21 protein-coding genes and 1 tRNA gene are annotated in these 17,718 nt (G+C 28.6%); 5 read left to right on the top strand and 17 right to left on the bottom strand.

All coding sequences use genetic code 11. From position 1 onward, the window contains the following. Positions 1–80: 80 nt before the first annotated feature. The gene (locus X275_RS01415) at positions 81–512 is read right to left on the bottom strand and encodes a Fur family transcriptional regulator (protein ID WP_047267184.1); all 432 of its coding nucleotides are present in this window, start codon (positions 510–512) and stop codon (positions 81–83) included. A 141-nt stretch (positions 513–653) separates the two neighbouring features. Here X275_RS01415 and X275_RS01410 point away from each other — a divergent pair, with 141 nt between their 5' ends. Next, complete coding sequence (locus X275_RS01410; RefSeq protein ID WP_047267183.1) at positions 654–1,364, top strand: tetratricopeptide repeat protein; 711 nt, start codon at positions 654–656, stop codon at positions 1,362–1,364. Positions 1,365–1,374: 10 nt separating this feature from the next. On the opposite strand, the gene murB is transcribed toward X275_RS01410, so the two are convergent. The 3 genes from murB to X275_RS01395 are packed head-to-tail and all read right to left on the bottom strand — an operon-like array spanning position 1,375 to position 4,518. Further along, positions 1,375–2,271: a UDP-N-acetylmuramate dehydrogenase gene (gene murB, locus X275_RS01405; protein WP_047267195.1), complete on the bottom strand. Its 897-nt coding sequence runs from the start codon at positions 2,269–2,271 to the stop codon at positions 1,375–1,377. 2 nt (positions 2,272–2,273) lie between these two features. Then, on the bottom strand, positions 2,274–2,888 hold the full coding sequence (locus tag X275_RS01400; protein WP_047267182.1) for a hypothetical protein: 615 nt from the start codon (positions 2,886–2,888) through the stop codon (positions 2,274–2,276). Continuing rightward, on the bottom strand, positions 2,878–4,518 hold the full coding sequence (locus X275_RS01395) for a DNA repair protein RecN (RefSeq protein ID WP_047267181.1): 1,641 nt from the start codon (positions 4,516–4,518) through the stop codon (positions 2,878–2,880). Before X275_RS01395 ends, X275_RS01400 begins: the two co-directional genes overlap by 11 nt. Positions 4,519–4,689: 171 nt before the next feature. Here X275_RS01395 and X275_RS01390 point away from each other — a divergent pair, with 171 nt between their 5' ends. From X275_RS01390 to X275_RS01380, 3 genes are all read left to right on the top strand, one after another. Continuing rightward, complete coding sequence (locus X275_RS01390; RefSeq protein ID WP_047267180.1) at positions 4,690–5,217, top strand: DUF402 domain-containing protein; 528 nt, start codon at positions 4,690–4,692, stop codon at positions 5,215–5,217. A 49-nt stretch (positions 5,218–5,266) separates the two neighbouring features. Next, positions 5,267–6,127 carry a sugar transferase gene (locus X275_RS01385; RefSeq protein ID WP_052913503.1) on the top strand — a complete coding sequence of 287 codons (861 nt, stop codon included), beginning with the start codon at positions 5,267–5,269 and terminating at the stop codon, positions 6,125–6,127. A 43-nt stretch (positions 6,128–6,170) separates the two neighbouring features. Beyond that, positions 6,171–6,245, top strand: a tRNA-Glu gene (locus X275_RS01380). A 69-nt stretch (positions 6,246–6,314) separates the two neighbouring features. On the opposite strand, the gene X275_RS01375 is transcribed toward X275_RS01380, so the two are convergent. The 4 genes from X275_RS01375 to X275_RS10960 are packed head-to-tail and all read right to left on the bottom strand — an operon-like array spanning position 6,315 to position 8,388. Beyond that, positions 6,315–6,878 carry a hypothetical protein gene (locus X275_RS01375; RefSeq protein ID WP_047265201.1) on the bottom strand — a complete coding sequence of 188 codons (564 nt, stop codon included), beginning with the start codon at positions 6,876–6,878 and terminating at the stop codon, positions 6,315–6,317. Further along, positions 6,875–7,165: a hypothetical protein gene (locus X275_RS01370; RefSeq protein ID WP_047267179.1), complete on the bottom strand. Its 291-nt coding sequence runs from the start codon at positions 7,163–7,165 to the stop codon at positions 6,875–6,877. The genes X275_RS01375 and X275_RS01370 overlap by 4 nt, the downstream gene beginning before the upstream one ends. Beyond that, positions 7,165–7,464: a phage holin, LLH family gene (locus tag X275_RS01365; protein ID WP_047267178.1), complete on the bottom strand. Its 300-nt coding sequence runs from the start codon at positions 7,462–7,464 to the stop codon at positions 7,165–7,167. The genes X275_RS01370 and X275_RS01365 overlap by 1 nt, the downstream gene beginning before the upstream one ends. Positions 7,465–7,506: 42 nt before the next feature. Continuing rightward, a complete protein-coding gene (locus X275_RS10960) occupies positions 7,507–8,388 on the bottom strand; it encodes a BRO family protein (protein WP_052913499.1) in 882 nt (293 codons plus the stop codon). Positions 8,389–8,600: 212 nt separating this feature from the next. On the opposite strand from X275_RS10960, the gene X275_RS01355 reads away from it, so the two are divergent. Then, entirely contained in the window at positions 8,601–8,813 is a 213-nt protein-coding gene (locus X275_RS01355; RefSeq protein ID WP_052913497.1) for a helix-turn-helix domain-containing protein, read from the top strand. 244 nt (positions 8,814–9,057) lie between these two features. On the opposite strand, the gene X275_RS01350 is transcribed toward X275_RS01355, so the two are convergent. From X275_RS01350 to X275_RS01310, 9 genes are all read right to left on the bottom strand, one after another. After that, positions 9,058–9,438, bottom strand: a complete 381-nt coding sequence (locus tag X275_RS01350) for a hypothetical protein (RefSeq protein WP_047267177.1) — start codon at positions 9,436–9,438, stop codon at positions 9,058–9,060. Positions 9,439–9,443: 5 nt separating this feature from the next. Further along, positions 9,444–9,734: a hypothetical protein gene (locus X275_RS01345; protein ID WP_047265194.1), complete on the bottom strand. Its 291-nt coding sequence runs from the start codon at positions 9,732–9,734 to the stop codon at positions 9,444–9,446. A gap of 4 nt (positions 9,735–9,738) precedes the next feature. Further along, complete coding sequence (locus X275_RS01340; RefSeq protein WP_047267176.1) at positions 9,739–10,500, bottom strand: metallophosphoesterase; 762 nt, start codon at positions 10,498–10,500, stop codon at positions 9,739–9,741. 64 nt (positions 10,501–10,564) lie between these two features. Continuing rightward, a complete protein-coding gene (locus X275_RS01335) occupies positions 10,565–11,032 on the bottom strand; it encodes a hypothetical protein (RefSeq protein ID WP_047267175.1) in 468 nt (155 codons plus the stop codon). Continuing rightward, a complete protein-coding gene (locus X275_RS10955) occupies positions 11,025–11,663 on the bottom strand; it encodes a Panacea domain-containing protein (protein ID WP_052913490.1) in 639 nt (212 codons plus the stop codon). Before X275_RS10955 ends, X275_RS01335 begins: the two co-directional genes overlap by 8 nt. 118 nt (positions 11,664–11,781) lie before the next feature. After that, positions 11,782–12,018: a hypothetical protein gene (locus X275_RS01325; RefSeq protein WP_047265192.1), complete on the bottom strand. Its 237-nt coding sequence runs from the start codon at positions 12,016–12,018 to the stop codon at positions 11,782–11,784. Between the two features lie 12 nt (positions 12,019–12,030). Next, positions 12,031–16,152, bottom strand: a complete 4,122-nt coding sequence (locus tag X275_RS01320) for a hypothetical protein (RefSeq protein ID WP_047267174.1) — start codon at positions 16,150–16,152, stop codon at positions 12,031–12,033. Between the two features lie 40 nt (positions 16,153–16,192). Then, a complete protein-coding gene (locus X275_RS01315; RefSeq protein WP_047267173.1) occupies positions 16,193–17,371 on the bottom strand; it encodes a phage head spike fiber domain-containing protein in 1,179 nt (392 codons plus the stop codon). Then, on the bottom strand, positions 17,371–17,715 hold the full coding sequence (locus X275_RS01310; protein ID WP_047267172.1) for a hypothetical protein: 345 nt from the start codon (positions 17,713–17,715) through the stop codon (positions 17,371–17,373). The genes X275_RS01315 and X275_RS01310 overlap by 1 nt, the downstream gene beginning before the upstream one ends. Positions 17,716–17,718 lie beyond the last annotated feature (3 nt).

Here is a 17,718-nt window from a genome sequence, read left to right as displayed (position 1 = left end):
ACCCCTATTTTTATTATACCAGGATTACTTGGACTTTGTCGACAGTCTGTAATAAAAAAATCCTGCAAAGCAGGATTTTTTTATTTTTCCATCTTTTCGAGACATTCTTTACAATACCCTCTAATATATAATTGTTGATCAATAATCTTATTTTCTTTTTCAAGACTTGAATCAATTGAAATTTCTTTAATATCAAAATCAAAAATTTTCCCACAACTTATACATTTAAAATGCCCGTGTAGATGTGTATTGATATCAAATCTCGCTTCATTTTCCTCAATAGTTATAACAGTTACCAATCCTTTAGATTGAAATAGTTTTAATGTGTTATATACTGTTGTTTTAGACAACGTTGGAATTGTTTTTACCAATGCCTTATAAATCATATCAACATTTGGATGAACCTGATTATCCATAAGATATTTATAAATTTGTATACGTTGCAAAGACGGGGATATGTTTTTTTCCCTCAATATTTCGCTAATATACTCAATCTTTTCTTCAGTACTCATATAATCACACCCTCTCAAATTTGTATTAATTTCATTTCTAATTTAATTCTATACCATTTAAGAAAAAAAATCAAGTCTTGATACATTTCCTTAATTTTTGTGATATAATTGTATTAATAATTTCAAAATAGGAGGGATAAGATGAGAAAAACTATTATTATTTTACTATTTTTATTCCTTTTCATAAATACCTTCGCTCAAAGTTTTACAAAACTTTATTCTGAATTTAAAGTTATTAATAGTTATCATAAAATTCATGAAATGAAAATTTTATTAGAAGAATTAAGTTCATACACAAATGATGCTTCAATACTCGCTTTATACTGTAACGCATTAACAGAATACGCCAATTGGGGTGTCGATAAAAATAAAAAAGAAGAAATTTACCAGAAGGCAGTTGAAATTGGAAAAAAAGCTGTAGAATTAAATCCAAACATCGGCTATTCTCATTATGCTTTAGGAGCTGCGATTGGCCGTCTTGCCCAATATAAGGGTATTGTTTCCAGCTTGTTTATGCTTGGAGATTTTGATACTCATATAAAGCAAGCTATAAAACTTGACCCGACATTGTATACTGCATATATTGCTCTTGGAATGAGATATAGAGATGTCCCATGGCCATTAAATGATTACAAAAAATCCGAAAAATATTTATTAAAAGCTGCCGAAATAGAGCCAGGATATGTTAACACATACTATGAATTGGGAATTTTATATAAAATATGGAAAAAATATGATAAAGCTAAACAAATGTTTGAAAAAGTTATTTCAATGCCTTTGCATCCTGATTGGATAGAACAAGGAAAAGAATCAAAAGAATTATCTAAGAAAGAATTAAAAGAATTACAATAAGCATCTTTCATTATTCCCATATTTCTGGTTCTATTTCTAATTCTACATTATATTCATTTTTTACTGTTTTCTTTACATAATTTATAAGGTTTAATACGTCCGAAAATTTTGCATTTCCTTTATTTATGATAAAACCCGCATGTTTTTTTGAAATTTGCGCTCCCCCGATTGAATAACCTTTTAATCCCAGTTTTTCAATTGTGGTTCCAACATAAAAATCCGAACGTGGCCTCTTAAATATACTTCCTGCACTAGGATATTCGAGAGGCTGTTTTTCCCATCTTTTAATAGACATATCTTTCATTTTTTTATTGATTTTATGTTTTTCTTTCTTAACCATCTTTAGCTTCGCACTTAAAGCTATATATCTCCTTTCCTGAAATATACTTTTTCTATAATCAAAACTCAACTCATTTTTATTTAATTTTTTAATTGTTTCTTCTTTTAAATCAAAAACTTCTACTTCATTAATAATATTTGAAATCTGTCCTCCATATGCTCCCGCATTCATAAACAATGCTCCACCCAAAGTACCTGGAATTCCACAGGCAAACTCCAAACCGGATAACGAATTTTCCATTGCTATATATGATAATCGCGAAAAAGGAATACCAACTTCAGAACAAATATATTCATCTTGAATATTATAACCTGTTAAAAACTCTGTACTAACAACAACAAAATCCATATATTCATCCTTTACAATAAGATTTGCTCCTCCACCTATTATTCTAAAATCAATATTTTTATTCTTTAAATACATTATTGCCTTTATAAATATTTCTTTGGTTTTTGGAATAACAAATAATGGAACTACTCCTCCTAATTTAAAAGTTGTATGCAATCTAAGAGATTCATTGACTAACACATTACATCCTAACAAATATAAATCTCTACCTATTTCCATATTCACTTTAACATCCACTCCAACATTTCAGAAATTTCCTCTCCAGCAGGATGAATTTTTACCTCATTAAATAATTCTCTTTTCTTAAAAATCATTTTTTGAATCGAATCAAGAATAAGAGCTTTCTCTGATTTCGTTATATTCTCCATATATTTGTTTAATAAATAATTTATACTTTTTTTCGTAGGCAATTCAGCTAAAGCCATTATTGCCAATTCCTGAATATCTCCTTTATCATCTAAAAATGTGGATAAAATATCTATATATTTTTCATCTTTAGTTATTCTCAACAAAGCTTCTAATATTATAGGAAAAGCTCTTTCATCAGAATATAAATTCATCATTCTTTCCAGATATGGCTTCAACTCCTGACATTCCATCTCAGATAATACATCTATCAAATATAGCATCACAACATCATCCAGATTTCTTCTTTCGAATCTTTTTATAAATTCATTAAAAAGATACTTTTTTGCTTCATCACCTAACACATCAATTATATCTGTTATTAGAGAATATGTTTCTGAATCACTATTTTCCATCATGTCTATCAAAACAGGTATAGCATTAACTCCCTTTTCTTCTATTATTCTCTGAATCACATCTTCACGTCTCATTTTCAGCCACCTCTTTATTAAAGACTTCTTTATCAATAATTATTTCTCCATACATTTCTTTAATTTCTTCTAATCTTTTTTTATCATCTAATTCAATAATTTGAGAATATATTTCATTATTTTTATCAATTTTATATATTTTAAAATGTTTATCTGCATAATTAGCTACTTGCGGCATATGAGTAATCACTATCAATTGTTTAACTTTTGAAAATTCTTTTAATTTTTTTCCTATTACATCCGCAATTCTCTGACCAACTCCAGAATCTATTTCATCAAAAAGCATTGTTTCAACCAAATGCGATTCACCAATTACCTTTTCTACTGCCAAAATAATTCTGGACAATTCCCCACCAGAGGCTATTTTTTCTAAAGGTAAATACGGTGATTGAGGGGTAGTTTTAGCCAATATACGAATACTATATGTTCCATATTTTCCAGGTTCTTTTAATTTTTTAAAATCAAAAAATATTTCCGCATATTTCATATTTAAAGCTAAAAGTTCTTTTTTTATTTTGTCCTCTATTTTTCTTAATATTTTTTCTCCTTTTACTTTTATTCTTTCACCAATTTCAAATAATTCTTTCTTTTTACTTTCAATCATCGGATTAATTTCATTTAATATTTTTTCTAAATCATCTAATTCCTTTAATTCAATTCTAAATTTTTCTAAATTTTCAAAAACATTTTCAAGCGCAGGACCATATTTCCTTTTTAAATTCATTATTTCATTAAGTCTATTAGCAACTTCTTCTAATCTTTGAGGATCTAAATCGAGATCATACAACTTAGATTCTAGACTACTGTATAATTCACTTATCATATCCTGAATAGAAATTGCCATATTTAACTCTTCTTCAAAACCATAATTTGAAATATCTGAAAGATCTTCTACAATCTCCCCAATAAATATATCTATATTTTTCTCCTCATCCTTTAAAATAGCCATTGACTTTTCTAATTTACTTTTTATTTCTTCTATATTACTTAACTTTTTATATTCAATCTTCAATTCTTCATCTTCATTTTCTCGTGGTGATATATGTTCTATTTCATCTATTTGAAAATTCAAAATATCGATTTTTCTATATATTTCAGACGGATCAGTAGGAATATTATTCAGCTTTTCTTTTAAAGATAAATATTCTCTATATTTTTCTTCATAATTTATAATTAAATCAACTATATTTTCCTTAAATATATTATATGCTATTTGATTATGATATTTTGGATTTCTTAATAAAACTTGCGAATTTTGGGTATGAACTTCCATTATATATGAACCCAGTTTCTCTAAAATAGTTTTTGGGATAATAGTACCATTTGCCCTGAAAACAGATCTCTTTTCATTAAATTTTACATTAAGTATTATTTCATTGTTTTCTGTGATATCTATATAATCCTTTAATTCATTTTTTACTTTATCATCAACAGTAATATATGCAGAAATCGATCCCTCTTTATTTCTTAAGTTCTTTGGAACCTTTCCACTTAATAAAGAAATTAAAGCTTTTACAAACATCGATTTCCCTGCTCCAGATTCGCCGGTAATAATATTTATTCCTTCAGAAAAGTCCACATTTACATCTTTAAACAATCCAAAATTTTTTATCGCCAATGAATGGATCATATGGCACCTCCACTTTTTCTTTTCTAAGTATATTTTACATCATTTTCTTTAAAAATAAAAATTAGATTGTATGAAAAATGAAAATATATTTTTTATTTACCTGACATAAATTTGACCAAATATTATATATATGTTATAATATTCTTAATATAAAAAGAAAGGAAATATAATATGAAACACTATAAATTTAATCTAAAAAATAAGAAAGAATGGTTATTATCTCAAACTCGTGAGGTAAATGTTAATATTGAAACTATATATAGTTTTAACAATTCTTTCGGTATTGAAAGAAATTGGATTATTTTAGATAGTCATAATTCAATAAAAAAAATAAAAAGATTACTTCTTCCAGATAAATGGATTATGCTTACTTCATTTCAAACCTCTGATAATTGCGATATAAAAGATTATTTAATTTACATAGATTTTGGAAAATATTCAAAAAAAAATGACATAATTGAATTCTTTGATTTAGAATTAGATATTATTATTAAAAGGGACATGGCATTTAATATAGAAGATATGGATGAACTAATCGAGGAATTTAAAAAAGATAATATTATTAACTATGATTTTTTTTCTATATTGCTTGAATCAACGCGTTTAATAAATTCTTTCCAGAAATACAAAAATCCCATAAACTCATTGATGAATGAAATAAATAAAGAATCTATTGAGTGGCTAATTGATTTAGGATAATATGCATTATACATATAAATATATAATAAAAAAATAATTGGGTGAGAAAATGATAAAATATCTTGTAATAGGAAAAAAAGATGAACTTAAAGAAATTATAAATGAAATAGAAAAAAAATCAAATGGAAAAATTATATTTGGTGATTTTTTAAATCCATCACCAGAAGTTTTTATGGAAAAAATTAAATATCATGATAGAATTTTAATTGCTGATCCCAAATTAGAAATTTATATAAAAAATGAGTTAGAAATTGTTAAAAATAAAGGAATAATTATTAACATACTTCCAGAATTGGCAGAAAGATATTTAAAAAGAATACCACTTGATGTTTTAAAAAAATTTGAATATTATTATTCTGAATTTTTTTTAAGTAAAAAGGAAAATAGAATTTTAGATTTAACATTAGCCTTAATTTCACTAATATTGACTTTTCCCCTTTTTATAATAATATCAATAATTAACCTATTAACCATTGGGAAACCTATAATATTCAAACAAATTAGGATCGGAAAAAATAAAGAAAAATTCTTGATGTATAAATTTAGAACTATTCACAATGAAAAAGTTCATTCATTTAGCAAATTTTTAAGAAAAACAAGGCTGGATGAAATACCTCAATTTTTAAATGTATTAAAAGGAAATATGAATTTTATAGGACCAAGACCAGAAATGCTTAGTTTCCATAAAATGTGCGAAGAACATATCGATTTTTACAATTATAGATTATTTGTAAAACCAGGAATAACAGGTTGGGCTCAGGTAAAATATAAATATACAACATCACTGGAAGATTATAAAATAAAAACAGAATATGATTTATATTATGTGAAAAATAAAAATCTTTTACTTGATATCAAAATATTATTATTAACTTTTTTAGTAATTTTTAAAGATAACGGTTCATTATAATATTTACAAAATACGTTTTTTATGATATAATATAGATTGATATGGCCCCATAGGATAACGGCTAGTCCATCGGATTCTCAGTCCGAGAGTCGGGGTTCGATTCCCCGTGGGGCTACCATGCGTAATCCATACTTGTATGGAAAACGGCAGTGCTGAAGTTATTAATCGGCACTGCCTTTATTTTAAATTACAATATCTTTATCATTTCTTCACTTTTAGCTATATCATCCGGACTAACAAATTCAAGATTTTGTTTTATATCAACTCCAGCATCGTGATAAATTCTTGCTATCAATTCACTACATATGTAAGCATTCGGATTATCAAAATTTAATGAATCTTCAAAATTTTCTTCATCAGCAACTATTCCAATTATTTCTGAAACAGAATTTAATATTAAACTTTGTAGATCATAAGGTCTTGCTATATATTTTGTAGTTTCTCCATTTACAAATGCTTTTAAATCTTCTTTTATTTTTTCTCTTATTATTGTTTTTACTCTTTTGTTTCTATGTCTATAAACATCGAAATGTCTAAGTATTTCTAATGGATATTTTGCAATATGCACTCCATTTAGCCATGCAGCCATAATATATCCATTTCCTATATACATTTCTGCGTGTAAATAATCTTGATCAGTTATATTCTTTATTAATTTAGCTATATTTTGCCCTAAAACAGACGCTATAATTTTGTATGTTTCAACTTTCTTTGTTGGCAATAATAAAACATCTCCTATTTCTAATTTCATTTTCCCACCTTCTTTAATCTAAAAAGATATGCTTTCTTTTCTTTAAGATAAACATAATCTTCTATTATATATCCTGGATATTTTATGGCCAAAATATTTATTGCATCTTCATAATTATTATCATATATGACAACATCAATAATTTGATCTTCTTCTTGATTTAAATACTCCTGAACTTGCGCTGTGTTTTGCTCTTGATATTGCAATGTTTCTATTCCAAAAGGTAATAAGAAAGCAAAAATTCCAGCAACTATTACTAACCATACTTTCCAGTCTTTCAAATCCATTATTTCACTCCTTTCTGAAGATTAAGATAAAACACTATACTTTCAATTATTGTGTCTAATAGATTGTCAGATATTTTTATATGCATTTCTGATAAAGCTTTTTTGGCCAAATTCATTGCAAGTTTTTTCTTTTGTTCTCCGTGCAAATTTTTTAGATTTCCAATTTGTTCTACATATTCCACGACATGAGTAACAATCTTCCTAACAATTTTAATTTTGCTCTCCATCTTTTTTGAATGTAGTAATAAATTCCCTAAGAAAAATGCAACGCCTACTAATACATACACAATAATTTCCATAATTTCACTCCTTTCTAAAATGTAATAAAAAAAGAGGCTTTTTCAAGCCTCTTCAAATTTCTTTATTTTAATATCATTTTTTAGTTCTTTTTTAAAAATTTCTCTTTGAACACTTGTAACTACTCCAAGAACAGTACATTCATTTTCCCATACTTCTTCTATGCCGTTTATTGTTGGTTGTATGTTATAAAAGAATATTCTTCCATCAAACCTGTTACGAGCGCATCTTTTCAAAACTTTTTTATTTTTATAATATATAACTACGTCATTTCCTGGTTCATATTCTTTTTTTTCATAATAAACTATATCTCCTTTTTTATAAGTTGGTTCCATTTTATCATCATCAACTAAAAGTTTATTTGACAGTTTCTTATTATACGGTGGTAACGGAATTATTCTTTTGTTTGTTAATAATTTTAAAATTTCTGATTCAATTGTTTTCTTTGTAAATTCATCCAAATTTTCGTTTTCTTTCAAAAACTTTTGAAGTTGTAATGCTCTTAATCGATTTTCTCTTTGTTTCCTTAATGAAATTACATCCTTTATTTTTGATAATTTTTCAATTTCTGTTTTTTTGTTTTCAATTTCATATTTTCCATATTTTCTTATTGAAGGTAATACTTCATGAGTGATCCATCTCTTAAATTCTTTTGCTTGTGTTTTTTTGCTTCCAAGTATTGCATTGTAAAGTCCTGATTCGTTGATTATTTTTAATCCTCGTGTTGGAATTTCAAAACCGACATTTTGTAGGTTTTTACTATTAATCAACATTTGCTCATCTCCATCCAACCTTCTCGTCATTGCTTCGGTGTCAGTATATCCTAATATGGCAGCAACATCTTTACCGACCCACCAAGGTTCTCCATCTCTTAACAATACTCTCACTTCATTACTTTTAAAATTAAATTTAACTAAATTTGCCATAAACATCCCTCCAGTGTGGTATAATATATTTGTCGGTTTTGCAGAGGTTGTGGCTCTGCCACCGGTTTCCAGTGTGGCCGGTGAACCGACATTTTTATTATACTCTATTTTTTATATATTGTCAAGACTATATAAATTTTAATTTATATTGAATATAATTTATATTTTTAGTATAATATATATGGGTGCATATATATTATGGAGGAATTAATATGATAAAGCATAAAGTAAAAAAAATATTGAATGAAAAAAATAAATCAATATATTGGTTAGCCCAACAAACAGGATTGAGTTATCCTAATTTGCATAAAATGATTAAAGATAACACACATTCTATAAACTTTGACACACTAGATAAAATAATGAAAGCTTTAGAAATAACTGATTTTAATGAAATTTTAGAATTGGTTAAGGAAGATGATTAAAAAAATCAGATGAATTTGTATCGCCCATTTTGGGCGGTACATTTTTTTTTTGTATTCATCATTTTCTAACTAAAATCTCTTATTTTTTATATTAATTTCCACAAAAATGCATACCACATACAACATTTTGCGTTTTCTGATACTTTTAATACCAAATGTAATAATTTACATATAAAATAAAAAATAACACCCTTATAGAGTGTTATACGTTTTAAGAAAATATTTCATTTCAATTTCTCATTCTTTAATCAATTATTCTGAAAAAAGTATGTACAACTTTATCAAAAATCACAGGTTCAACTTTAAAAATTGTACTCGGTTTTTTACCTGACAAATTAAAAAAGAAAAGATCGTTATATTTTTTATTACCTGCATTGAGTTCTATAAATGCTCGATCCACTGCCTTTATACTTTCTTCCATTTTTTCTCTTGAAACATCATTTATTATAATTTCTCTTCTGTATCCAAGAAAATCTTTTTCCAATGGATTAAATCTATACTTTTTCTGATGAAACCATCTGTTCCAACCAACACAAGCAATTAGATATTTTTCAAAAAAGCTACAACTTTCAGCTTCTCCCATAACTGCGATAATAAGCTTTGCTCTATAATCTTCCCAATTCATTTACATCACCTCTGAAAAACTTTGTATAATAAAATTATGATCGTAATTACATTTGTACCTATTAACCCCAATACCCATTTTCCAACCGAACTATAAAACCATTGACTTGCTTTTTTGGGAATTAGTCCGTTATGAAGTTCTCCGTCTATTCCATCTATTTTATTTTCTAATTTATCGAAACGTTCATTTATTATTTTTAATATTGTTTCTTGAATAGCATCTTGTTGCATTCTATCTTTCATTTCTTTTTCAAGTTGCTCTATTCTTTTTTCATACGGACAATTTTCATAGTGCATAGTTTCACCTCGCTAAAACTTCTATTTTTTGCGTTTTGTTTGCAAACAATCTTATTTTAAACATCCCTCTTGCTGTCGGTGCAAGTAACTTTTGCACCGCATATTTTTCATCTGTCCAAGATGGAACAGTTATACCAATTATGTCTTTTTTTCTGATTTTTTTATTTTTCGAATCATATTCAAATATAGAAAATTTATGCATTTCTGGAATATGAGTATGTCCTGTTAGGTAAATATCTACTCCGGATATTACATCAAAAAAATAACGATGTTGCCTCATACTTCTTTCAGGAAATCTTCCACCTGAAGAACCATGATGACAAGCTATTTTGTAATTGATTCTGTTTTTTTGTCCAACTAATTTTTTACCATTTTTTAAATTAATATCTATAACCATAAGATCATCTGTATAAGGTATGTTTTTTTCTTGACATAATAATGCTATTGGATCAACACCAACTTTTCTCCATGTTCTTCTTTCATGATTTCCACCTATCACTCCCAGTATTCTATCTTTAAATTTATCAAATAAACTACTAATTTGCTTCAATGTACCTTGTGGGTTATCTTTTTGTGAATATACATCCCCTAATGAATTAACTATTGCATTATCTATGAGATCACCAAGAAATATGATTTTACCTTCTTCTTTTTCTAATGCTTTTATTACATCATGGATATCAGAGTTTTCACTTCCAATATGAAGATCACCAACTGGAATAATATCAATAAAATCTTTTTTATATTCATATGTTGCAACTTCCAAAATTCCACCTCCATATAAAAAAAAGAACCCCAGAGGGTTCGTTTGATTTCGTTTAATATTGATATCATTTATTATATATTTCTTTTAAAATTTTTTTATGCTTTTTCTTAACAAGTTTACTTATCAAAACACCTTCAATTAATTTATTCAGTATTTTTTCTGAAATCTTTCCATCTTTATATAGTTTTCCAGTCTCTTTCATATTTTTTATTTCTTGTGGAGTAATTATTTTTAAATTCCAACACTGAAATGCCGTTTTTTGATTGAAATACCCAGGAAGTTCTTCTGGATTTACAATTACTAAAGCTTTTGCATTTTCTTTATTCTTTTCTCTTCGTCTAATTGCCTTATTTATTTTAGATGTTGCCATGACTGCTATTATTTCATCCGGAATATAACCATCATTATTTAAAACTACAAAATAATGATAATTTTCTATTTGTTCATTTTTAAAATATATAATTCTTCCAGGACATATTTCTAAATCAACATAATAAAGTTTTGAATAAATAGAAATATCATTTTTATCCATCTAGTTCCCACTCCATGGATTCCATAAATTCTTCTCTTGAGATACTTAATGTTTCCTTATCTAAATCAAATGGGTCTTTTTCAAATCCATATTTTTTAAGTTTTTCTAAATTTTCTTTTGTTATATTTTTGAAAAAATCTTCTGTATTCATAATAAATCTTGAATATTCTTCCGCTTCTAAAATATATGATTTTTCATTCCATTCGGGATATAAATGAGTTATTTCAGCTAATTCAAAAGGTTGAAATTTAGAAAATGTTTTCCAAGCAAAATTAAGAGCTTCAATATCTGTTTCTGAGAATTCGTCGAAATCCACATCTTTTTGTGATTTTATATCGTAAATTTTTTCAGTTTTATTAATTAATGTTTGCATATAATTTGTATAATATTTTGATTCCTTTTCATCAACTTGAAACTCGCTGGAAGTTATCAAATCTTTTATTTCAGATTGAACAGGTCCAAGTTTCATACCAACATATGTTGGAGAGCATATTAATCTTCCGTATTTTCTTAAATGATATCTTTCTGCAAAATATAAAAGTTTTATAGCTTTTAAATAATTTATTTGATTACCATTCTTTCGAGCGAACCAATTAAGAATTTGAACAGCTTTTTTATAATCAAATCGCACTTTCTCACCCCCTCAGTATAATTATCGGGCACTAATTGCATTATTATTATACTACTTTTTTCTAAAAAAATAAAGTGTTTTTTGACTGAGAGGAAAAAAAGAACCCCGAAGGGTTCGTTTAATATTGAAACATAATAGTTGTTTGCCCTGCAAGGTAATCTTTTATGACAGATATATTTCTTATATTTTTTTCTAATAATATATTTTCATCCTGTTTTATGAGTAAATTTTCACCGATGTTTAAATTTTCTTGAACTATTTCTTTAATAGTTACAAAAACTTGTTTGTTTTCAACATTTTCTCTAACCTCACTTAAATTTTGAAATTGATTATTTCCATACTGAATAGTTATCATATTTTTGCCTCCTTAATATTGTAGTAGATATTCTACAAATATATAAACCTGTACTCTCGTAAGGTTATCCGCTGAAATTTCTATTTTATCTCCATTAGACACAGTTTGATTTGTTATAGTTATTTCATTATCAGTCGCCACTGTTCCTAAAGTTGTTGTTCCTTTTTTTATTGTAATCGTTGCTGTTGCTGTACTTTCATAAATTCCATACGTTAAACTATGTGTATGCGATGGAATAGATACTGAATGCGTATGATTTAAATCTGAAATTGAAACATCATGCGTATGATTAAATTGCGATACACCGATAGAATGTGCATGACTTCCTGCACTTCCTGTTGAACCACTAAATGAATGTTGATGAGAACCTGCAGAATTTGTACCTGAAAAATCATCTTTAAGAGTATGGCTATGATAACCATTCGTATACGTCCAATCTGAGTATGAATGTGTATGACTCCCTGCTGCATCAGCCGAAAAAGTGTCTCCAATATTCACATCTATGTTCAACCAAGTTGCACCACCTGTTGCTACTGTCATATTTGTTGGGAGACTCGAGCCCGAAGTAACTGACGAACTACCTCCAGAAGATGCTCCTTTTGAGTATGCTCTGAATTTTTCCGCTTTTACTATTATTCTAGCTATTCCTGTTCCTGTAGTTGTTCCTGAAGCGTTATCCGGGATGTAAATTGGTATCGATAAACTTTTCGCACTATCTATTTGGTCTATTGCTGTTAAAGCATAAATCTGCCTAATACCTGTTCCTGACAAAATACTTTTATTACCTGAAGAATCATTTATTTCAATCTTTCCATTTACTTTTATTCCATCAGAACTATCTGACAATACTCCTTTCCCGATCTCAATATCTCCATTACTTATTGAGATTTTATCATTATCTAAATCGAATTCTGTTGTTCCTGTATTTCCTTGAATTTTTCCAGAATTTAAAATCCCGACGTTGCCTGTAATTGCTGACAATTGGCTAACATTCATATGATTTGCATATATTTTATCTGCAACCATCAAATCACCAATTATACTTCCCTCTGGCGCATTTTCAGGCGTTAGTGTGATTGTTGGTGCAAGATTAACTTCTGTATATCCAACTGGCATGATTTGGTTAATTTCATCTACAAGACTATTTGTAAAATAAGCGATAGCACCTTTTGGAAGTCCGAAAGCTGGTTGCATTATTAATTTATCTGCTGTAATACTTCCTGCAATTAATTTGCTTCCTGATATTGTTCCGTCAATTGTTGCATCTCCATGCACGACAAATTGATTTGCATCTATAACTATTTTGCCGTTTTGAATAGAAAGTTCTGTTGCTTGAAGTGTTCCATTTTCATCTTTTGCTACAACTCTTAAATTTATTTCATTTACTAATTGCTGAAACGTACTCCAACGATTCGATGCTACATTCAAATCCGCTAAATCAGCATCAATTGAAGAGACTTCTGCAACTGTTGATGAAATTTGAGACGCATTTTGTTTTATCGCAGAATACTGCGTCGGGTCATCTGGCGCACTATTTAATTTCGCAACAACATTTGTAATGCTATCAGCATTTTGTTTTATTGCTGAATACTGCAAAGGGTCGTCTGGGTTGCTTGAGAGTTTTGCTACAATATTTGTAATATTGTCAGCATTTTGTGTTGTTTTTGAATACAAAGTCTCTGTGTCTCCTAAATCATTTATTCCAGTCTTCGCTACTAAATTGGTAATATTCCCTTCGTTTGTATCTACTCTTTGAATAACGGTTGTAGTTTCTTCGTTTAATGATTCATAATCTCTAAGTTCAACATCATATCCAACTGGTTTAATTTTATTTACTACATCAAACAAGCTCCACGGAAAATACGCAATCGCTCCGTCTGGTATTTTTATACTTGACATTTTTTGTATTAAATTTACATCATCATTTATATTTTGAACATCTGTTTGTAAAGTAGAAAATTCTTGCTCTGATTCACTAAAAGACTTTGATGCAACTTCTACTTGCAATGAATTAGATGAATTTCCTGAAAAATCAACCGCTTGTATTTGAATTGTTTTCGTTGTGTTCGGATTCATTTCAATTCTAATATTTGTTGTTTCACTTCTGAAAGAATTTGTCCCGTCAATAACAAGAAAATGCGAAAAATCTTCCTCTTGTGGCTCTTGCAACTTCACTATTGCTGCAGCATACAAACTTTCTACAGAGATTAATGTTGGTATTGCTGGTGGTATTTCATCTTTTGCGCTTGTTATTTGTTGCACTGCACTCCATACCGATTTTTTGCCTTCTGCGTCTAATGCTCTAACTTTTGCATAAACTGTTTTATTACCTGCTACTTCAAACTTCACAAGAGTTTCTGATGTTTTGATATAATTCCAATCAATACCGTCATAGCTCCAAGCAAGTTCATAACCTATAAGATCCGTTTCTGTATTTGCATCCCAAGATGCTTTTACAAAACTTAATCCATTTTCATTTATCGTTGTTAATGTGAGATTAGCGGGTGCTGAAGGTTCTGCTCTATCTAAAAAGTTCGTTCTGTCATCTACCTCTTGCGTTTGTGTTTGAAGCTCTTGAACTGCCCCAGAAATTTCTTCTACAGTCTTTACAACATTAGGTTTTTGTATTTCTTTTGAAACTATTTGTTGTGTTATTTCTTTGTTTGATATATCAAAGTTTATATTTTTCCATTCTACAAGGTTTAACTTTGTTTCGAATTTGTTTGCTATAAGTGAATGCTCTACTTTATCGATAATGAAAATTCCACTTGAAATACCTTTTGCCGATATGCTTAAATTTACCAAATTTCCAGCATAAATATCCGGATAAAATTCATTCATCTGTAGATTAAAATTAATTTCTTTACTTAAATTATCTTCTACTACATCAGCGACATTTGAAAGCATTGCCTCTGATGAATAATGAGATTTTAAGCCTATTTCAGAATCCGGTTCGTTTGTCAAATTTGGTCTTATTACATTATTTAAGCTTATTTTTTTGATTGGTATCGCATTGAATTTGACATGTTTAATCGTATAAGCTACAGTCGAAGATAAATTTGTGATTTTTAAGATTAACTTGTCTGGATATGCGGTTAATTCATCTAATCTAATTAATCCATTGTCACTTCCAGCTGTGAAAGCTTCATTATCTGAAGTTAACGTTTCTCCTTGATAAACTGTCAAAAATACTGTTGTATCAGGGTTTTTGATATAATCGCTCGTATATTCAAGCTCAAATCTTCCTTGTTTTGTTGCTGCAATTATCGCATTATCTCCTTGCAAGTCTGTATCAATTACCGCTTCGGTTATTGCTCCTATTTCAAAACCTTCACTTTCTAATTTTATTCTGTTATATTTTTTTTGATTTGAAAGATTATAATTTTTGAAATCTTCCTGATTAATTGTTATAACAGGACTTGGCTCAATAAAGTTTTCAATTCTTGTTCTATATATTACTTTTCCGTCTGGCGTTGTGCTTATTCTCCCCGCCGTTGCTTCTACTATTTTTTGAATTACTTGCCAATACGTTCTATCTTTATCAGCAATAAATACATCGAATACAGTCGTTAAGTTTTGTAAATCTTGATAATTAGCATCTAATCCACATCTATTAAGCAAATCCGAAATTATAGCATTTGGTGTCATTTGGGTATATAATAATGGGTATTCCAATTTTTTTTGTGTTGTTATCCATAATATATCCTTTAATTCTATTTCCGCTTTTTTATGCTTTTCTTTTATAGCTCTTTGTGTTTTCCAACCGTGAAAAACTGGTATTTGAATTGTATTTATTCCGTCAGTTACTTCAACTAATATTTTAACTTCCCATACTTTGTTAAGATAGCCATCGTTTATTGTCCCGTTAATTTTTCCAACTGTTGGGTCAAACACATCATTGTATTGCGTAGAAGTAAAAGCGTTATTCTCATTTTTTACCGTTATTGTTGCTGTATCTATTACCGCATTATTAAGTAATTGTATTTTATTATTTGTTTTAACTCTTTGTACGTAATCGCTCAAATCATACCAATTCACACCGTCAATTTTTGCGTAAAACAATATTTTTTTATATTTTGTTTTGTGTCTGTAGTAATTTAGAAAATTTGTATCTATATTAAGTGCTTCAAACATTTTTTCACCTCACTTGAAAGGGAGTAAAAACTCCCAGAAATTAGATTATAGGTAATTTTGCTGGGACTGAGAAAGGACGTTTCGCATTATATAATTCTTGAATGAATGCATCAGTCCAGATGTTAGGGTCGTAGTTGCCGATGTAGAGGTTGGAGATTAAACCATAAGCAGTTACAGGACTGAAACTAATATTAGAGCCTAATACCAATTTATCGAAATTTTCTTTAGTGAAATCATACGTTAATGTTGTTTTGTAAATACCATCAATGTATAATCTTGCTTGCGTTGCTTCTACTAATACAGTTAGCATATGATATTTTCCGTCATTTGATGCAACTGACGTATTACTTGATACAGATGCGCTTCCATCTGCAGGGTCGATATACAGTTGAAACAAAGAATTATTTTGTCTTAAGATTAATCTTCCATCATATACATCTGTTAATCCTGTTGTTCCTAAATTAAAAATATGTGTATTTGTATTAGTCGATGAAAATAAATCTTTTGCAAATAAATTAATTACAAAATTATATCCATCCATAGTCCAAGGGAGTTGCAAATTCCCATCTGCTCTCGTCCCATCCACGAACGAGGTTGCGAAGGGTTTTTGCTCCCATTGGGCTGCTAAGACGTAAAAATCAACTAAATCTGGCGATGTGATTCGTATTTGAAATTTACTAATAGTTAATCCAGCGTCAATTTTTGTTTGGTCATATTTCATATTATTTACTTCAATTCGATATATTCCATTACCCATATCAATTATCCTTTTATAACTTCCATTTGCATCTACCCATGAATAATCAGTCCAAGTATTATCAGAATAATAAAAAACTCCTGCAGGTCTTATTGCATTTATGTTACCTGAAATTAGTTTTATATATATACTTCCCGAATAGGTTGTTAAGGTAGAATCGGTTATATTAATACGGCAACTTGCATTATTTGAATCTGTTTTTCGATAACGCATTACTCCATTTTGTTTTAAAAATTCATTATAGATATTTTCCCAAGTTATAGTTAAATTTGCATCAGATTCAACCCAACTGCCAATACTTGTTGCAAACGTTGCACTATCCCCAGTAATCAAATTCGTCGTCCCTTCTTCTACTGCAAAACTTTTTACACCTTCAAAAGGTATATCATCGTCTCTAACTGTTACGCAAAGTGAGCCATCATCGTTATATATTAATCCATAGTCTGTTTTTACAAGTGCCATTATGCATCACCACCAATACTTATTTCCTTTGGTAATTCTGTATTCGCTAAAGCAATATTATTCAATATTTCCATTTTCTTTTCTTCATACATAGTCTTTAAAATCTGCGGTATTATATTTTTAAACAACAAATCAAATTCGCTTTCAAATACAAATTGTTCGTATTCATACATTATTTTTGTTACTTGTATTTCATTGCCGTCTGGGTCAAATTCTGTTACTTCCTCCTGCACTTCTGTAATATTGTAATTGAATACATATTTCACTTTCACTTTTCCTTTCCTAACATCATCCATAACGTTTATAATCTGTATTTCACTTGGTTTTATTTCACTTTTTACCATATT

Source organism: Marinitoga sp. 1197 (assembly GCF_001021165.1).
Taxonomy (GTDB): domain Bacteria; phylum Thermotogota; class Thermotogae; order Petrotogales; family Petrotogaceae; genus Marinitoga.
The sequence above is the reverse complement of the archived record's forward strand: the minus strand, read 5'-3'. Positions and strand labels throughout refer to the sequence as shown.

Excerpts from the sequence above, each read along its gene's own strand:
- X275_RS01370 (WP_047267179.1), bottom strand. The coding sequence starts at position 7,165 with ATGGATTTGAAAGACTGGAAAGTATGGTTAGTAATAGTTGCTGGAATT.
- X275_RS01335 (WP_047267175.1), bottom strand. The coding sequence starts at position 11,032 with ATGGATAAAAATGATATTTCTATTTATTCAAAACTTTATTATGTTGAT.
- X275_RS01345 (WP_047265194.1), bottom strand. The coding sequence starts at position 9,734 with ATGCACTATGAAAATTGTCCGTATGAAAAAAGAATAGAGCAACTTGAA.
- X275_RS01320 (WP_047267174.1), bottom strand. The coding sequence starts at position 16,152 with ATGTTTGAAGCACTTAATATAGATACAAATTTTCTAAATTACTACAGA.
- X275_RS01365 (WP_047267178.1), bottom strand. The coding sequence starts at position 7,464 with ATGGAAATTATTGTGTATGTATTAGTAGGCGTTGCATTTTTCTTAGGG.
- X275_RS01375 (WP_047265201.1), bottom strand. The coding sequence starts at position 6,878 with ATGAAATTAGAAATAGGAGATGTTTTATTATTGCCAACAAAGAAAGTT.
- X275_RS01415 (WP_047267184.1), bottom strand. The coding sequence starts at position 512 with ATGAGTACTGAAGAAAAGATTGAGTATATTAGCGAAATATTGAGGGAA.
- X275_RS01395 (WP_047267181.1), bottom strand. The coding sequence starts at position 4,518 with ATGATCCATTCATTGGCGATAAAAAATTTTGGATTGTTTAAAGATGTA.
- X275_RS10960 (WP_052913499.1), bottom strand. The coding sequence starts at position 8,388 with ATGGCAAATTTAGTTAAATTTAATTTTAAAAGTAATGAAGTGAGAGTA.
- X275_RS01390 (WP_047267180.1), top strand. The coding sequence starts at position 4,690 with ATGAAACACTATAAATTTAATCTAAAAAATAAGAAAGAATGGTTATTA.
- X275_RS01410 (WP_047267183.1), top strand. The coding sequence starts at position 654 with ATGAGAAAAACTATTATTATTTTACTATTTTTATTCCTTTTCATAAAT.
- X275_RS01350 (WP_047267177.1), bottom strand. The coding sequence starts at position 9,438 with ATGAATTGGGAAGATTATAGAGCAAAGCTTATTATCGCAGTTATGGGA.
- X275_RS01400 (WP_047267182.1), bottom strand. The coding sequence starts at position 2,888 with ATGAGACGTGAAGATGTGATTCAGAGAATAATAGAAGAAAAGGGAGTT.
- X275_RS01385 (WP_052913503.1), top strand. The coding sequence starts at position 5,267 with ATGATAAAATATCTTGTAATAGGAAAAAAAGATGAACTTAAAGAAATT.
- X275_RS01355 (WP_052913497.1), top strand. The coding sequence starts at position 8,601 with ATGATAAAGCATAAAGTAAAAAAAATATTGAATGAAAAAAATAAATCA.
- X275_RS01310 (WP_047267172.1), bottom strand. The coding sequence starts at position 17,715 with ATGGTAAAAAGTGAAATAAAACCAAGTGAAATACAGATTATAAACGTT.
- murB (WP_047267195.1), bottom strand. The coding sequence starts at position 2,271 with ATGGAAATAGGTAGAGATTTATATTTGTTAGGATGTAATGTGTTAGTC.
- X275_RS01315 (WP_047267173.1), bottom strand. The coding sequence starts at position 17,371 with ATGGCACTTGTAAAAACAGACTATGGATTAATATATAACGATGATGGC.
- X275_RS01325 (WP_047265192.1), bottom strand. The coding sequence starts at position 12,018 with ATGATAACTATTCAGTATGGAAATAATCAATTTCAAAATTTAAGTGAG.